The following is a 14,404-nucleotide window of genomic DNA, read 5'->3' as shown; positions in this document are numbered from 1 at the left end:
CGACGCGCTCAGCGAGACCCCGCCGCCCGATGGCCGAACGCCGCCGCGCCAAAGAACGCCGCCAGCACGTTCTCGGCCATTGCGTCGGTCACGTGCGGATCCGACGCGTAAAAGAACTGGATGCCGTCGCACAGCGCCATCAGGCCAAGCGCGAGCTGCGCTGCCGGCACGATCGGCCTGATGCCCAGGCGCGCGGAGAACGCATCGATGAAATACGCGATGTCTGCGCGAGTCTGCCGCGACAGCGCATTGAACCGCGCGCGAAACTTCGCGTCGCGCGCGGCCAGCAACCGCGCCTGCATCCATACCAGGAAACACTTGTTCTCGCGGTACAGCGTACTGTAGTACGTCAGGATCTGCGCTTCGATGTCCTGCACGCTGCCTTGCAAATCAAAAATGCGCTGCAACGCCTGCTGGATATTGCCGTGATCGCGCTTAAGCAACGCCAGCAGCAACTCCGCCTTGTCTTTGAAATTCGAATAAAACGCCCCGCGCGTATAGCCGGCTGCCGCAGCGACATCCTCGACGCTGGACGCGTCGAATCCTTTCTTCACGAAAAGCGTCTGCGCAGCGTCCATCAGGCGCTGACGCGTCTGCTCCCGGCTTTGCTCTCGCGTGAGCCGGGTACGGTGGCGGGCACGAGACGTCGACATGGACATATGGTATCACCATCGACCACGTAAATACGTCTTTGCATTCAGATACAACCGTGCATTAGAATGTGACCTAGTATTCAGCGGGCGGGTGCGGTGCCACGTGCATCAGAGGCGTGTCCGGGCGACGCATCGGCTCATTGCGTCTGCCGCCTCTCGCCGGAGTTGCCGTGAAAGCTCTCGTCTTGCTGCATTCCGCCCCGCGTCGTCGCGCGCGCCTGGCGCCGTGCAATACCGCCGTCGCCAGCGCGCTGGCCGCGCTCGTGCTGCTCAACGCGTGCCGCGACCGTGTCGCCCCTGACGTGCCGGCTCGACCGGTGGTGGCGGCCACTGTGCACAGCGCCACAGCTAGCGCCGTTGCCGTAACAACCGTTCCCGGCGAAGTGGCCGCGCGATTCTCGACGTCGCTATCGTTTCGCGTCAGCGGCAAACTGATCGAGCGCCGGGTCCATCTGGGCGAGGCCGTGCGCGCCGGTCAGATCATCGCGCAACTCGATCCCGCCGATGCGCGCAAGAAGGCCGCGAGCGCCGCCGCACAGTTGAGCGCGGCCGAGCACCGACTGCTGTTCGCCCGACAACAACTCGAGCGCGACCGCGCGCAGGCGCAGTCAAACTTGATCAGCAAGCTGCAACTCGAGCAAACCGAGGACAATCATGCCGCGGCCCTCGCGCAGCGCGACGCCGCCGCTCAGCAAGCCGCGCTGGCAAAGGATCAGCTCGGCTACACCACGCTCGCCGCCGACCACGCGGGAGTGATCACACAGGAACTGGCCGACACTGGACAGAACCTGTCGGCTGGACAAGCGGTCTACCAGCTCGCGTGGTCCGACGCGCTGGACGTGATCTGCGATCTGCCGGAGCGCACACTGGCTTTCATCGGTCCCGGCGCGAAGGCCAGCGTCACGCTTACTGCGTTGCCTGAGCAGGCGTTCACCGCAACGCTGCGCGAGTTGGCGCCGTCCGCCGATCCGGCCAGCCGGACCTATCGCGCTAAGCTTACGCTCGCGCTGCCCCGCGGCAGCGCCGACACGGTGCGCCTGGGCATGACCGCCCGCGTGGCCTTCCAGCCGGACGCTGCGCGTGCGATCAACCATGACATCGTCCTGCCCGCCACCGCACTGTTCCATCAAAATGAACGCCCCGCGGTATGGGTGATTCGTGCCAATGCCGCGTCGCGCGACACCGGCCAGTCGCGCGACGCGCGCAAACAGGACGTGGGCACGCTGGAACTGCGGCCGGTCACAGTGTCGCACTACACCGAGCGCACCGTGGTGATCAGCGCCGGACTGACCGACGGCGAGCGCGTCGTGCTACGCGGCGTGCACACGGTCAGCGCGGGCGAGCAGGTCAAGCCCGTCGCGCCGCTGCATCCGGAGGATTTCTCGCTATGACCGGCGCTCAATACCAACCACCCGGTCATTCGTACGACGAAGGACGCTTCAATCTGTCCGCCTGGACACTGCGGCACCAGGCATTGGTAGTCTTCGTGCTGATGCTGGTGACACTTGCCGGCATTCTGTCGTACCGGAATCTGTCGCAATCGGAAGATCCACCGTTCACCTTCAAGGTGATGGTGATCCAGACAAGGTGGCCCGGCGCCGATGCCCAACAGGTCCAGCAGCAAATCACCGACCGGATCGCACGCAAGCTGCAGGAAACCCCAAAGCTTGACTTCCTGCGCAGCTATTCGCGCCCTGGTGAGTCGCTGCTGTTCTTCGCGATCAAGGATTCGGCCCCGGCCTCGACCGTGCCGGACACGTGGTACCAGGTCCGCAAGAAGATCGGCGACATCGCCTATACCTTGCCACCCGGCGTGCAGGGACCGTTTTTCAACGACGAGTTCGGCGACGTCTACACGAACATCTATGCGCTGGAGGGCGACGGGTTTTCTGCCGCACAGCTGCACGACTATGCAGACCAGCTGCGCAGCGAGTTGCTGCGCGTGCCGGGCGTCGCCAAAGTCGATTACTTCGGCGATCCGAACCAGCATATCTATATCGAGATTTCGAACGCACAGTTGTCCCGGCTCAGCATCAGCCCCCAACAACTCGCCAATGCGATCAACACGCAAAACGCCGTCGCGGCGGCCGGCGTGCTGACCACTGCCGATGATCGCCTATTCGTGCGGCCGAGCGGCCAATACGATCATGTTGACGCGCTCGCCGATACGCTGGTGCGCATCAACAACCGTTCGTTCCGGCTGGGCGACATCGCCACGATCCGCCGCGACTACGATGATCCGCCGGTCACGCAGATGCGCTTCAACGGCCGCCCGGTGCTGGGCATCGGCGTGACGATGCAGCCAGACGGCGACGTGATCAAGCTCGGCAAGGCGCTGAACGCACGCGTCGTGCAGTTGCGCACGCAATTGCCTGCCGGGGTGGCACTGACCGAGGTCTCCAGCATGCCGCACGCCGTGTCGCATTCTGTGGACGACTTTATGCGGGCCGTCGCCGAAGCGGTTGGCATCGTGCTGGTGGTCAGCCTCGTATCGCTCGGGCTGCGCACCGGTATGGTCGTGGTCATCTCGATCCCGATCGTGCTGGCCGTGACCGCGCTGGTGATGGGCGTGTTCAATATCGGGCTACATAAGGTGTCGCTTGGCACGCTGGTGCTTGCTCTCGGCCTGCTGGTCGATGATGCAATCATTGCGGTCGAGATGATGGCAGTCAAGCTCGAACAAGGCTGGAGCCGCGCGAAAGCCGCTGCATTCGCGTACACCAGCACCGCGTTTCCAATGCTTACCGGCACGCTAGTAACCGTGTCCGGTTTCCTGCCGATCGCGTTGGCCAAGTCCGCCACCGGCGAATACACCCGCTCAATCTTTGAGGTATCAGCCATTGCGTTGCTGTTATCGTGGCTCGCCGCGGTGATCGTGATCCCGCTGCTCGGCTATCACATGCTGCCCGAGCGCAAGCGACCCACTGTTCCCCAAGTGCGGGGGCACGCAGACGAACAGGGGCAGGAGCAAGTACACGGACACCAGCAACAGAATGGGCACGAACACGAGCACGATATTTACGACACGCGCTTTTACGCCCGCCTGCGCGTATGGATCACCTGGTGCGTCAAGCGCCGCTTCGCCGTGCTGGCCGTGACGCTCGTCCTTTTCGTGGTCGCGCTCGGCGGCTTCGGTCTGGTCGCGCAGCAGTTCTTCCCGAGTTCGGACCGGCCGGAGTTGTTGATCGACGTGCGGCTGACCGAAAGCGCATCATTCGACGCGACGTTGCGGGAAACGCAGCGCATCGAGGCGCTACTTAAAGAGCAGCCGGGGATTGACCATGCGATCAGCTTCGTGGGCAGCGGCGCGCCGCGCTTCTACCTGCCGCTGGACCAGCAACTGCAACTGCCCAACTTCGCGCAATTCGTCGTCACCGCAAAGTCCATCCAGGATCGTGACGCGCTCGCGCGCTTCCTCGACGACAAGCTCGCGACCGACTTCAGTGGTGTTCGCACGCGGCTGTCTCGACTAGAAAACGGCCCGCCGATCGGCTATCCGGTGCAATTCCGCGTCAGCGGCGACGACATCGCGACGGTACGCGCCATCGCCACACAGGTCGCCTCAGTGATGCAGGACGACGCTCGCACGCGCAACGTTCAATTCGACTGGGACGAGCCCGGGCAGCGCTCGGTGCATTTTGTGGTTGATCAGGCCAAGGCTCGCGAGTTAGGCGTATCGTCGCAGGATATTGCTAGCTTCCTACAGATGTCGCTGTCCGGCTACACTGTCACGCAATATCGCGAGCACGACAAGCTGATCGGGGTGGACTTGCGCGCGCCCCGCAACGAGCGTGTCGACCCGTCGGCGCTCGCGTCGCTAGCGATGCCCACGCCGTTTGGGCCGGTGCCGCTCGGCACGCTCGGGAAGCTGTCGTACGGGCTCGAATACGCGGTGATCTGGGAGCGCGATCGGCAACCGACGATCACGGTGCAGTCCGATGTGCGCGGCGGCGCACAGGGCATTGACGTCACCGAATCGATCGACAAGGCATTGGCGGGACTGCGTGCGAAGCTGCCGGTAGGCTACCGCATCGAAGTCGGCGGCTCGGTCGAGGAAAACGCAAAGGCGCAAGCATCGATCAATGCGCAACTGCCGCTAATGGTCATCGCTGTGCTGACCTTGCTGATGATCCAGCTGCAGAGCTTCTCACGCGTCATGATGGTGGTGTTAACCGCACCGCTCGGATTGATCGGCGTGGTCGCCGCGCTGCTCGCGTTCGGCCAGCCGTTCGGCTTCGTCGCGCTGCTCGGCGTAATCGCGATGTTCGGCATCATCATGCGTAACTCCGTGATCCTGGTCGACCAGATCGAGCAGGATATCGCGGCAGGACACGGCCGCCTTGCTGCCATCGTCGGCGCGACAGTACGCCGTTTCAGGCCTATCACACTGACTGCCGCCGCTGCGGTGCTAGCGCTGATCCCGCTGCTGCGCAGCAATTTCTTCGGCCCGATGGCAACTGCACTGATGGGCGGTATTACCAGCGCCACCGTATTGACGCTGTTCTACCTACCCGCGCTGTACGCCACGTGGTTCCGCGTGCGCAACGACGAAACCCAACCACCGCAGGAGGCACGATGATGCGCCGTTTGCCGAGCGCGCTGTTATCACCCTCGCCGACGCCGGAGTCCGTGCTGAGTTTGTCCCTCATGTCAAAGCGCAGGCCTAGCTTACGCCCGTCACTCACCTGCGGGATCCATCCGCGCCGCGCCGCCGACAGGCGAGCGGCGGCCGTAACGACAGCATGCGTCGCCGCGGCGTGTGCCACGCTGCTCGGCGGGTGCGCATTCGCGCTGGGCGAGCGGTCCACGCCACCTGCGCCGCTCCACTATGCCGCGCAGCCCGGTGCAGCGCAAAGCGTAACGGCGGGAGGCGTAGCGCAGCGCTTCGCGCTCGGCGCGCGTGCCGTGCCGCGCTGGTGGATGCTGTATCAGTCCGACACCCTCAACGCGTGGGTCAACGAAGGGCTGCGTAATAACGCCACGCTGGCGGCAGCGGAAAAAACCCTCGCCGCCGCACGTGAACAACTGCGTGCGCAGATCGGAGAATCTATGCTGCCGTCAATCGACGCCGGAGCGCAGGTGCAGCGCCAACGGGCGCTGAGCATGCCCATTCAGGGGCCGCCGACGTTGCGCTACAACACCTTTGTCGGACAAGTTCGTGCGAACTACATGATTGATCTGTTCGGTGCAGCACGGCTGGCTAACCAAGCGTTGTCCCGGCAGGTCGATGTCCAGTCGTACCAGTTCGACGCCGCACGCCGCGCGCTCGCGGCCAATATCGTCAGCGCCGCGCTAGCCGCGGCGTCACTGCACGAACAATGGGATGCCCAAGAACGCATCGCCGCACTGGCAGCAGCCGAAGCCGACGACACGAACAAGCGCGTCGCACTGGGCGCCGCCTCCCGGGTCGATGCCCTGAATGCGCGTCAAAACGCGCAGGCGGCCGCATCCGCATTGCCGCCACTGCGCGCGCAATGGCTCGCGGCACGGCATGCCCTGGCGGTGTTAATGGGCCGCACGCCGGATGCAGCGCCCGAAGACCTCGCGCTGGACCGCCTCATATTGCCAGACACCGTGCCCGTATCACTGCCGTCGGAGCTGCTGCACGAGCGTCCGGACGTGCTCGCTGCCGACGCAGCGGTGCAGGCGGCGGCAGCCGAGGTCGGCGTCGCGACCGCACAGATGTTTCCAAGCTTGAGCTTGTCGGCGTCGTGGGGCCAGGGCGGCTTGAGTTGGCCGTTGGCGACCTGTGCCGCCGGTCGTCTGTGGAACATCGGCACCAGTCTGACTCAGCCGCTGTTCCATGGCGGCGCCCTGCGCGCGCAGCGCAGGGCTGCGCTCCACGCCTATGATGCGGCGCTCGACCAATACCAGCAAACTGTGCTGGACGCGTTCCGCGACGTGGCTGATACGCTTGTCGCGCTGGAGCACGATGCCCGCACGCAGGCAGCCGCGCTTGCCGCACAGCAGGCGGCCGAACAAGCCGCGCAAGCGGCAAGACAACGCCATGAGCTGGGGGCATTACCGATATCGGCGGTCCGCGCCAGCGAACAGCAGGCGCACTCGGTGCGTATCAATGCGATACGCGCGCGTCGCGCGGCTAGCAGATACCGCATCGTTGTTCCAGGCCATGGGCTCGCCCGCCGTCGATACGTCGGCACCACACTAGCCGCTCACCCTGCGGCGACGTCAAGCTGTTCGCGCGCTACACGAATTGGCTTCGCTGCCCCTGTCGTGCCTTGTCAGCGCACCATCATGCCACACGCATGGCGCGTGCGGCGGCTGGCATACGCCGTGCTACAAGCATGCAAGACTGAACGCGACGACGCGCCGCCAGCGTCGTCCACTTTGCCGGGAGAAAACCATGAGCGACCACGTGTATAAACAGATCGAATTGACTGGATCGTCGACGCAATCCATCCAGCACGCTATCGAGAACGCAATCGAGAAAGCGTCACGGACCTTGCGCAACCTGCATTGGTTTGAGGTCACCGACACGCGCGGCCATATCGAGAGTGGCAAGGTCATTCACTGGCAGGTCAGCCTCAAAGTCGGACTGCGCATCGAAGACTGATCCGCTGTTGCCAAGCCGACGTGGTGCCACTTACGCCGCCTGTCGCGGCCCCGTGGCATCCAGTGCGACGACACGGTATCCGTGCCCATATAGCGGCTGAATCGCCCATCCGCTCTCGCCGTTGAGCGCGAGCTTCTTGCGTAGCTTGTAAATGTGTTGGTCCAGGGCGCCATCAACGCGTTTGTCGGAACCAGGCCATATCGTGCGCGTGATATGTTCACGGCTGACGTATTCGCCTTCGTTCGAGAACAGTATCCATGCGATCTCGAATTCGCGCGGCGTCAGCCGCACTTGTCTGTCCCGCACCGATACCGTGCACGCACCCCGATCCAGCCGGTACTCGCCACGCTGCAATACAGGCTCCCGCCCTTCGCGCGCGTGCACGTCGCGGCGATGACGTAGTATCGCGAGTTGCAGCCGGGTCATCAAATCGCGCGCGTTGACTGGAGCCAACACGATGTCGTCGGCACCCGACTCGAGTACCGCCTTGCTGCTCGCCACGTCGTCTGCCACGCCAACCAGTATCACCGGCATCAACAGCGCGCGATAGCACAGCCGACGCGCCAGGATGGGCTGCAGCGGATCGACGCCTGCCGTCGCATCGAGCAGCACCGCACTGAATGCATGGCGGGATACCGCCCGGACCAGGGAGATGTCGTCGCCAAATGGGCGGCAGGCGATCCCGTATTCCTGCAGCGCAGTCCTGACACGCGCATGAAGCCCCACGTTCTGAGCCAGCACTGCGACGGTCAAGCCCGCGGCGCCGTCGTCCAACAGGCACGTGACGTTGGCCGGGGCGTCCAGTTGTCCCGCACGCGGTAACTGGAGCGGGTTACTATTTCGATCGTTGGCACAAAGCATAGTAGTCCATAAGGTTGTAGCGCCTGCCCGCGTCGCACTGAACCACATCCGCCCATTGCTGCGAGCAACGACTTACGCTAACATTTCATTATTCTTTCAACTTATTTCATTTACCTGACGGCTGAGCAACGATCGCCGTCCGATTCACACTGTTAAAAGCAACGACCATGCCATTGGTGTCGAGCTGTCGTAAAAAACGAACTCTTGCAAATGTTTACGAGTTTCGGCATCCTCACATACAAATGATGGCTTGAGACACTTTTGACTCATGCAGCACCACCGGCCGAGTGCGGGATGTACGCACATTGGGCCGCCGGCCGCGATTGACGGGGCCGGCGAGGCGATTCATGGGCTCGGCACACAGTGTCTCACGCATCGATACACTGATACATTCGCAAATGGAAGATGGGTGGGGGAATACGGGCCTCGAATGTCTGCGGGATACGACAGAACAATCAGGCGTATGACGGCTGAAGGCTGGTGACTTCATGGCAAGGGATCCGAAAACCGCCCACGTGGACCGTGTGATCGATGCAGTCCGCAATGGCACAAGTGATTCTCCGGATACCAACCCGCGGCTGCTGTCGTCGTGGCACAGATCACTACAACTGTATGGCATCGACCCGACATCGCCGGCATCGCCGCGGATCCTGACGGCGTACGAGCTTAAGCAGATCCAACAACAGGAAGAGGATTTCCTGCTCGCCTCCGGTCAATACCTGTCGCGCCTGCATGACACGCTGCGCAGCGCAGGCTACTGCGTGCTGCTGGCCAACGCGCAAGGTGTGACGGTCGACTACCGAGTCGATTCGCATTTGCGCCGTCAGTACAAGGAAGTGGGGCTGTACATCGGGTCCTGCTGGTCCGAGCGCGAGCAAGGCACCTGCGGTATCGGCAGCGCGCTCGCCGAATGCGCGCCGATGACCGTGCATAAGGTCGATCATTTCCGTTCACTGTTCACGACCCTCACGTGCACCGCCGCGCCTATTCTCGCACCGGACGGCAAGCTGATCGGCGTCGTGGATGCGTCCGCGCTGCAGTCGCCCGATGGCGCGGACAGCCAGAGCATCGTCCATCAACTGGTACGGCATACTGCGCAGTTGATCGAGGATGGATACTTCGTGAAACAGACAGCGCAGTACTGGCTGTTGTTCGGTCACGACAACCCGCACTTCGTCGAGGTGGATCCGGAAGTGCTCATTGCGTTCGATGACAGTGGCGCCATTGTCGCGGCAAACCGTGAGGCCAAGCAGCGGTTTCCGATGCTCGCGTCGGGTGCGCCCGCGCATCTGTCGATGTTGTTCGACGTGCGTGACGCGGACCTGCTTCCCATCGACGGTCTGCAGCGAATGACCGCGCTGCGCTCGCGTGCCACGGGCGATAGGCTGTACGCGCGGATACGCGCGCCGCAGGCAGGCATGTCACCGTGGCAGCCGTCGGCGCTCAGCTTTCCGGCACTCCCTCGCACAGCCGACGATGCACCGGTGCGGGCAGCGCCGCCGTCGATGCGCGTATTTCTCGACAGCCGTGACCCGGTGATCGCGCGCAATGCACGCATCGCGTTGCGACTGTCGGGCGAACACCTGCCCATTCTGATCCTAGGCGAAACAGGCGCCGGCAAGGAAATGTTCGCTAAGGCCATCCATGCGTCTGGCGAACGAAGCAAACAGCCCTTCATTGCCGTAAACTGCGGCGCCATTCCGGAATCGCTGATCGAGAGCGAGTTGTTCGGCTATGCGCCTGGCGCGTTCACCGGCGCACGCTCAAAAGGCGCACGCGGACGCATCGCGCAAGCCGACGGCGGCACACTGTTCCTCGATGAAATCGGCGACATGCCGATCGATCTGCAAACGCGGCTGCTACGCGTGCTCGCTGAAGGCGAAGTGTTACCGTTGGGTGCCGATACGCCAGTACAGGTCGATCTAAGCGTGATTTGCGCAACCCACCGCGACCTAAGCGCGATGGTCGCCTCCGGGCGGTTCCGCGAGGATTTGTATTATCGGCTCAGCGGCGTCGTGCTGACGATGCCGGCGTTACGCGATCGAGCCGATATCGAAGATGTGATCGTCGCTGTATTCCAGGACGAGGCGCGGCGTGTGCCCCGCGCGCTCACGCTCGACAGCACGCTGCTTGCACGGCTGGCGCGCCACCCATGGCCGGGCAATGTCCGGCAACTGCGCAACGTACTACGCTACGCGTGCCTGCTTTGCGATACGCAGCTGATCACAGCAGCGCACCTGCCGGCCGATGTCCGCTCGCAGCTCGATACCCTGGCGCAATCACCGCATCCGTCGCACGCAGGCATAGCATGGCACGCCACGAACGGCGATGCAACGAGCGAGCGGTTCGGTAACACACACGCCTACGATATGCTGGCCATCGAGCGATCCAGGATCCTGGACGCACTGGCTGAGCATCGCTGGCACGCAACGCGCGCTGCACGTGCACTGGGCATGTCGCGTGCCACACTGTACCGGCGGCTGGCCAGGCTGGGCATCGCCCGCCCCCGCTCTGGCGAGGCCGGCTGACGTAACACGCGCCTATGGTGCCGGCGTGAAGCACCGCGGCGGCCTGAATTCGGCAACGCGCCGTCCATGCCTGCCACCTACGCGTTGAACTGCGACAGCGGCGGCGATGCCGAGCGAGCGTCGCACGAGCACGCACGGGCGGCGGTTCGCCGCCAGGCTGTCGTGCGCCGCGGCGCTGCCATCATCCGAACTGGCGCAGCACTCGCAGCAAGCGGCTCGCTGACGTATCCCAACGATACTGTTGCGCATGAGCGCGGCCCTTCTCGCGCATCGCGCGGCGCTGCTCAACGTCGCCCATCAGCTCGACGATCTTCGCTGCAATGTCAGCCGCATCATGCGCGTCGCAGTAAAGCGCCGCGTCACCACACACTTCGGGCAGCGACGCCTCGCGCGAGACGATCACCGGACAGCCACAGTACATCGCCTCGAGCGGCGGCAGGCCGAACCCTTCGTACAACGACGGAAATACGAAGCATGCCGCATTCTCGTACAATGCTTTTAGCTCGCCATCGCTGACGTAGCCAGCCCAGACGATGTGCTTGGCAACGCTGGCAACGCGCGGTAACGATGAACCGAACACCTTCACGTTCTGCCCGCCGACGATCACGAACGTAAGCTCCGGATGTTTGCGCTCGAGCAACGCAATCGCCTCCAGCGTGCGTGCGAGATTCTTGCCCGGCGCCAGCGAGCCGACGATCAGCACGAAACGGTCAAACGACAGGTTCAACCGCTGCAGCACGGCATAGTCGCTCTCGAGTCGGTCAAAGTGGTCGACACCAGGCGGAATCACGGAAATGCGCTCGGGCGGCACGCCGAGCCGCGCAGCGATGCGCCCCTTTGAGAACGACGAGACCGTGAGGATATGCTGCACGTTACGCTTGAGCAACGTGAACGCGAAGCGATACCACAGGCGGAACTTGGTCGAGTAGCCTTGTGGCAAGTCAAATACGGCGGCGTCGTGGATCATCAGGACCTGGCGGCGCTTGAACAGCGGGCCGATGTTGCACAGGCTGAGCAGCGTGCGAGAGCCAGCAGCGAACGGCAGCGCGAGCTGTTCCCAGAGGATGCCGCGCAGATACGGCACCACGTGCCGCGGTGTGGCGGCCGGCAGTTCGCTGTCTATGTGATCGCGGGGCACTAGCAGCAGCGGCGACGCAGCGGGTGTGCCGCACTGCTGCGATAACGCCGCGGTCAGTTCGCGCGCCACGCGCTGTACGCCGGTGAGCCGCTGCGACGTAAACTTGCCATTGATCGCGATGGACGCCGGTAACGGCGCCGCGTGGCTGCGTTCACTGGCCAGCGTGCCGCCGCCAGCGGCGGGCTGCACGCGCGGCGGCGAGACGGCCGCCAGCGACGCGGTACCGCCATGCGAACACTCGCGCTCAGGCTGCCGACGCATCGCCTTCCCGCGTATAAGCGTAGATGTACTCGTAGCTGCGGCGGTCGCTGCGGCGCGCCGACATTCCGTTGAAAATCGCGCCGGCCACCTGGGCACCGGCCCGACCCAAACGCTTAAGCGTTTCCTGCACTTCCAGTTCAGTCTGCGCGTTCTCCCGCATCACCAGCACCGTCGCGCCTGCGTAGCCGGCGACAATCGACGCATCGGCAACCGCCAGCACCGGCGGCGTGTCGACCAACACCAAGTCATACCGTTCATTGAACTGCGCGAGTTGCTCCGTCATGCGCTCCATCGCCAACAGCTCTGACGGGTTGCCGGGACGTGCGCCGGCCGGCAGCAATGACAGGTTGGCCACACTGGTCGGATGGATCGCCTGTTCCGGCGACAATCCGTCGCCGAGCAGCTCGGCCAACCCCACCGTATCTGTTGGCAAACCGAAATGTATACCCAGCCGGCCGCGGCGCAGATCTGCATCGACCAGCAAGACGCGCTTGCCCGCTTGCGCATACAGCAAAGCGAGATTGGCGGAGATAAAGCTCTTGCCGGTGCCTGGCGTTGCGCCGGTCACCATCACGATCCGGTTCGTGGCACTGAGCAGTTTCGAGTTGAGCATCGTGCGGATGCCACGCAGCGCCTCGGTCGCGACATCGCGTGGACGCGCGGCCGCCAGCAGCCCGCCGGCGTGCGGACGCGGCTGATACCCACCCGCCGCCGCATCGGGTGACGCCACTAGCGCCGTCGCGCTGCGCGCGTCGCCGTGTAGCGACGGCTCGCGTGCCCCGGCCAGCACAGGCAGCGGCGGCGTGCGCGCCAGCCGCACCTGCTCGTCGCTGAACAATACCGCACCGAACACCGGCAGGCGCAGTTTGCCTTCGATTTGTTCGGGCTCGCTGACCGATTGCGACAAATAGCGGCGCGATATCACATACAGCACGCCGAGCATCAGGCCGAGCACAATTGCGGCTGAAATGATCAACGCGCGTCGCGGCTTGACTGGGGTGGAAGGTTGCACCGCGGTGTCGATCACATGCACGTTGCCTACCGTGCCGGCGCGCGACACGGACAGCTCGTGCGCCTTATTGACCATCGCCACGTAGATTTCCTCGGCCACCTTCGCATCGCGCGCCAGATCGGCAGATTGCCGGTCGGCGCTCGGCATCGAATCAAAACGCGACTCGAACTTGCCCTTGGCCGCACGTAACTGCGCCAGCTGCGCATCGACCGTCTTGACTTCAGGACTTTGCGCCGTGAACCGATCCAGCAATTGAGTACGCTGCAGATTCAGTGCGGCAATCTGACGGTCAAATTCGATGCTACCTTGCAGGTAGCTTTGGCTCTCGGTCGTCGCCTGCATCGAGCCGGACGCGACCCGATGCGACTGCAGCTGCGCCTCAGCCTGCTTTAGGTCGTCGCGCAGCCGCGGCAGCTCGTTGTTGATAAACGCGAGCATCTTGCTCGCCTCTTCCTGTGTCTGCGTGACGCGTGAGCCGATGTAGTTCTGCGTCACCGCATTGGCCACCGCCGTAGCCAGCGCCGGATCACTGTTCTCGTAGCTGATCTGCACGATGCCGGTTTCCTTGCCGACCTGCACGACCTTGAGCTGATTAATGAAGCGCCGTACCGCCGTTACCTCGTTCAGACGCTCGACGGTAAACGTCTCGCCGTCGCGCGCCGCCAGCCGTTCGACCAGCATCGATACCGGGCCGGCTTGCGCCAGTTGCCCCTCGATACCGTTCACCAGCAGATTGCCTTGTTCGTCCAGCAACTGATAACGCCGACCGCTGGACACCTTGAGTTCAAGCTTCTTGTCCTGCAACTCGCGCGGTACGTTCAGTTGGGCAATATCCACCAGCTCGCCGCCCCATGCGTACTTAGACAAGCCAAACCACGCCCGCGATGGCTCGCCGCGCGTGGCCAGCGCCTCGGCAATCTTGCCCAACACCGGAAACCGATGCGGCGTCACGAGCACATCCAGCCTGTACTGAGCGATCACCGGGGCGAGGACCGCGCGGCTGGTGACGATCGCCATCTCGGTCTCCGTCGGTGGTCCGTTCGGCGAACTGTTGTTCTGGCTTGGCTGTTTGGTAACCAGGTCTGCCAGTTCGTTTTGCTTGGGCACTTCGACCTGCACCAAGGTGTCTGCTGAATACAGCGGCGTGGCGAAGAACGCGTACGCGCTCGCCAGCGCCGTGATCACCGCCGCGATGCCGACCACGGCCCACAGGTTGTCAGTGATCACGCGAACCAGGTCTCGTGGTACGAGCCCCTCGCTTGCGCCCGACGGCGGCAAATAGCCCATGTCGATGTGTCGCGCTTCCATGTGAAATCCTCAGTTATCGCTCGTTGCCATCAATTCGAATCATGCCCAGGGTGTCTGCGTCGATAGAGG

At 63.7% G+C, this 14,404-nt stretch carries 9 protein-coding genes; 5 read left to right on the top strand and 4 right to left on the bottom strand.

Features of this window, described 5'->3' with window-relative positions; translation table 11 throughout:
- Positions 1-8: 8 nt before the first annotated feature.
- Positions 9-659, bottom strand: a complete 651-nt coding sequence (locus tag B0B13_RS02650; protein ID WP_076788036.1) for a TetR/AcrR family transcriptional regulator — start codon at positions 657-659, stop codon at positions 9-11.
- Between the two features lie 164 nt (positions 660-823).
- Here B0B13_RS02650 and B0B13_RS02645 point away from each other — a divergent pair, with 164 nt between their 5' ends.
- From B0B13_RS02645 to B0B13_RS02630, 4 genes are read left to right on the top strand one after another with little or no spacing between them, the layout of a single operon-like run.
- Positions 824-2,044, top strand: a complete 1,221-nt coding sequence (locus B0B13_RS02645; RefSeq protein WP_139337284.1) for an efflux RND transporter periplasmic adaptor subunit — start codon at positions 824-826, stop codon at positions 2,042-2,044.
- Positions 2,041-5,232, top strand: a complete 3,192-nt coding sequence (locus tag B0B13_RS02640) for an efflux RND transporter permease subunit (protein WP_076794214.1) — start codon at positions 2,041-2,043, stop codon at positions 5,230-5,232. Before B0B13_RS02645 ends, B0B13_RS02640 begins: the two co-directional genes overlap by 4 nt.
- Complete coding sequence (locus tag B0B13_RS02635; RefSeq protein WP_370643250.1) at positions 5,229-7,037, top strand: efflux transporter outer membrane subunit; 1,809 nt, start codon at positions 5,229-5,231, stop codon at positions 7,035-7,037. The genes B0B13_RS02640 and B0B13_RS02635 overlap by 4 nt, the downstream gene beginning before the upstream one ends.
- The gene (locus tag B0B13_RS02630; protein WP_041754685.1) at positions 7,018-7,227 is read left to right on the top strand and encodes a dodecin; all 210 of its coding nucleotides are present in this window, start codon (positions 7,018-7,020) and stop codon (positions 7,225-7,227) included. Before B0B13_RS02635 ends, B0B13_RS02630 begins: the two co-directional genes overlap by 20 nt.
- Before the next feature lie 30 nt (positions 7,228-7,257).
- On the opposite strand, the gene B0B13_RS02625 is transcribed toward B0B13_RS02630, so the two are convergent.
- The gene (locus B0B13_RS02625; protein ID WP_237574095.1) at positions 7,258-8,088 is read right to left on the bottom strand and encodes a response regulator transcription factor; all 831 of its coding nucleotides are present in this window, start codon (positions 8,086-8,088) and stop codon (positions 7,258-7,260) included.
- A gap of 488 nt (positions 8,089-8,576) precedes the next feature.
- Here B0B13_RS02625 and B0B13_RS02620 point away from each other — a divergent pair, with 488 nt between their 5' ends.
- The gene (locus tag B0B13_RS02620) at positions 8,577-10,616 is read left to right on the top strand and encodes a sigma-54-dependent Fis family transcriptional regulator (RefSeq protein ID WP_076794211.1); all 2,040 of its coding nucleotides are present in this window, start codon (positions 8,577-8,579) and stop codon (positions 10,614-10,616) included.
- Positions 10,617-10,797: 181 nt separating this feature from the next.
- Here B0B13_RS02620 and B0B13_RS02615 read toward each other — a convergent pair whose 3' ends face one another.
- Together B0B13_RS02615 and B0B13_RS02610 are read right to left on the bottom strand one after the other, a co-directional pair.
- A complete protein-coding gene (locus B0B13_RS02615) occupies positions 10,798-12,015 on the bottom strand; it encodes a glycosyltransferase family 4 protein (RefSeq protein ID WP_237574096.1) in 1,218 nt (405 codons plus the stop codon).
- Entirely contained in the window at positions 11,999-14,335 is a 2,337-nt protein-coding gene (locus tag B0B13_RS02610) for a polysaccharide biosynthesis tyrosine autokinase (RefSeq protein ID WP_076794209.1), read from the bottom strand. Before B0B13_RS02610 ends, B0B13_RS02615 begins: the two co-directional genes overlap by 17 nt.
- Positions 14,336-14,404 lie beyond the last annotated feature (69 nt).

It is taken from the genome of Burkholderia sp. b14, from assembly GCF_900156195.1.
In the GTDB taxonomy this organism is placed as follows: domain Bacteria; phylum Pseudomonadota; class Gammaproteobacteria; order Burkholderiales; family Burkholderiaceae; genus Mycetohabitans.
The sequence above is the reverse complement of the archived record's forward strand: the minus strand, read 5'-3'. Positions and strand labels throughout refer to the sequence as shown.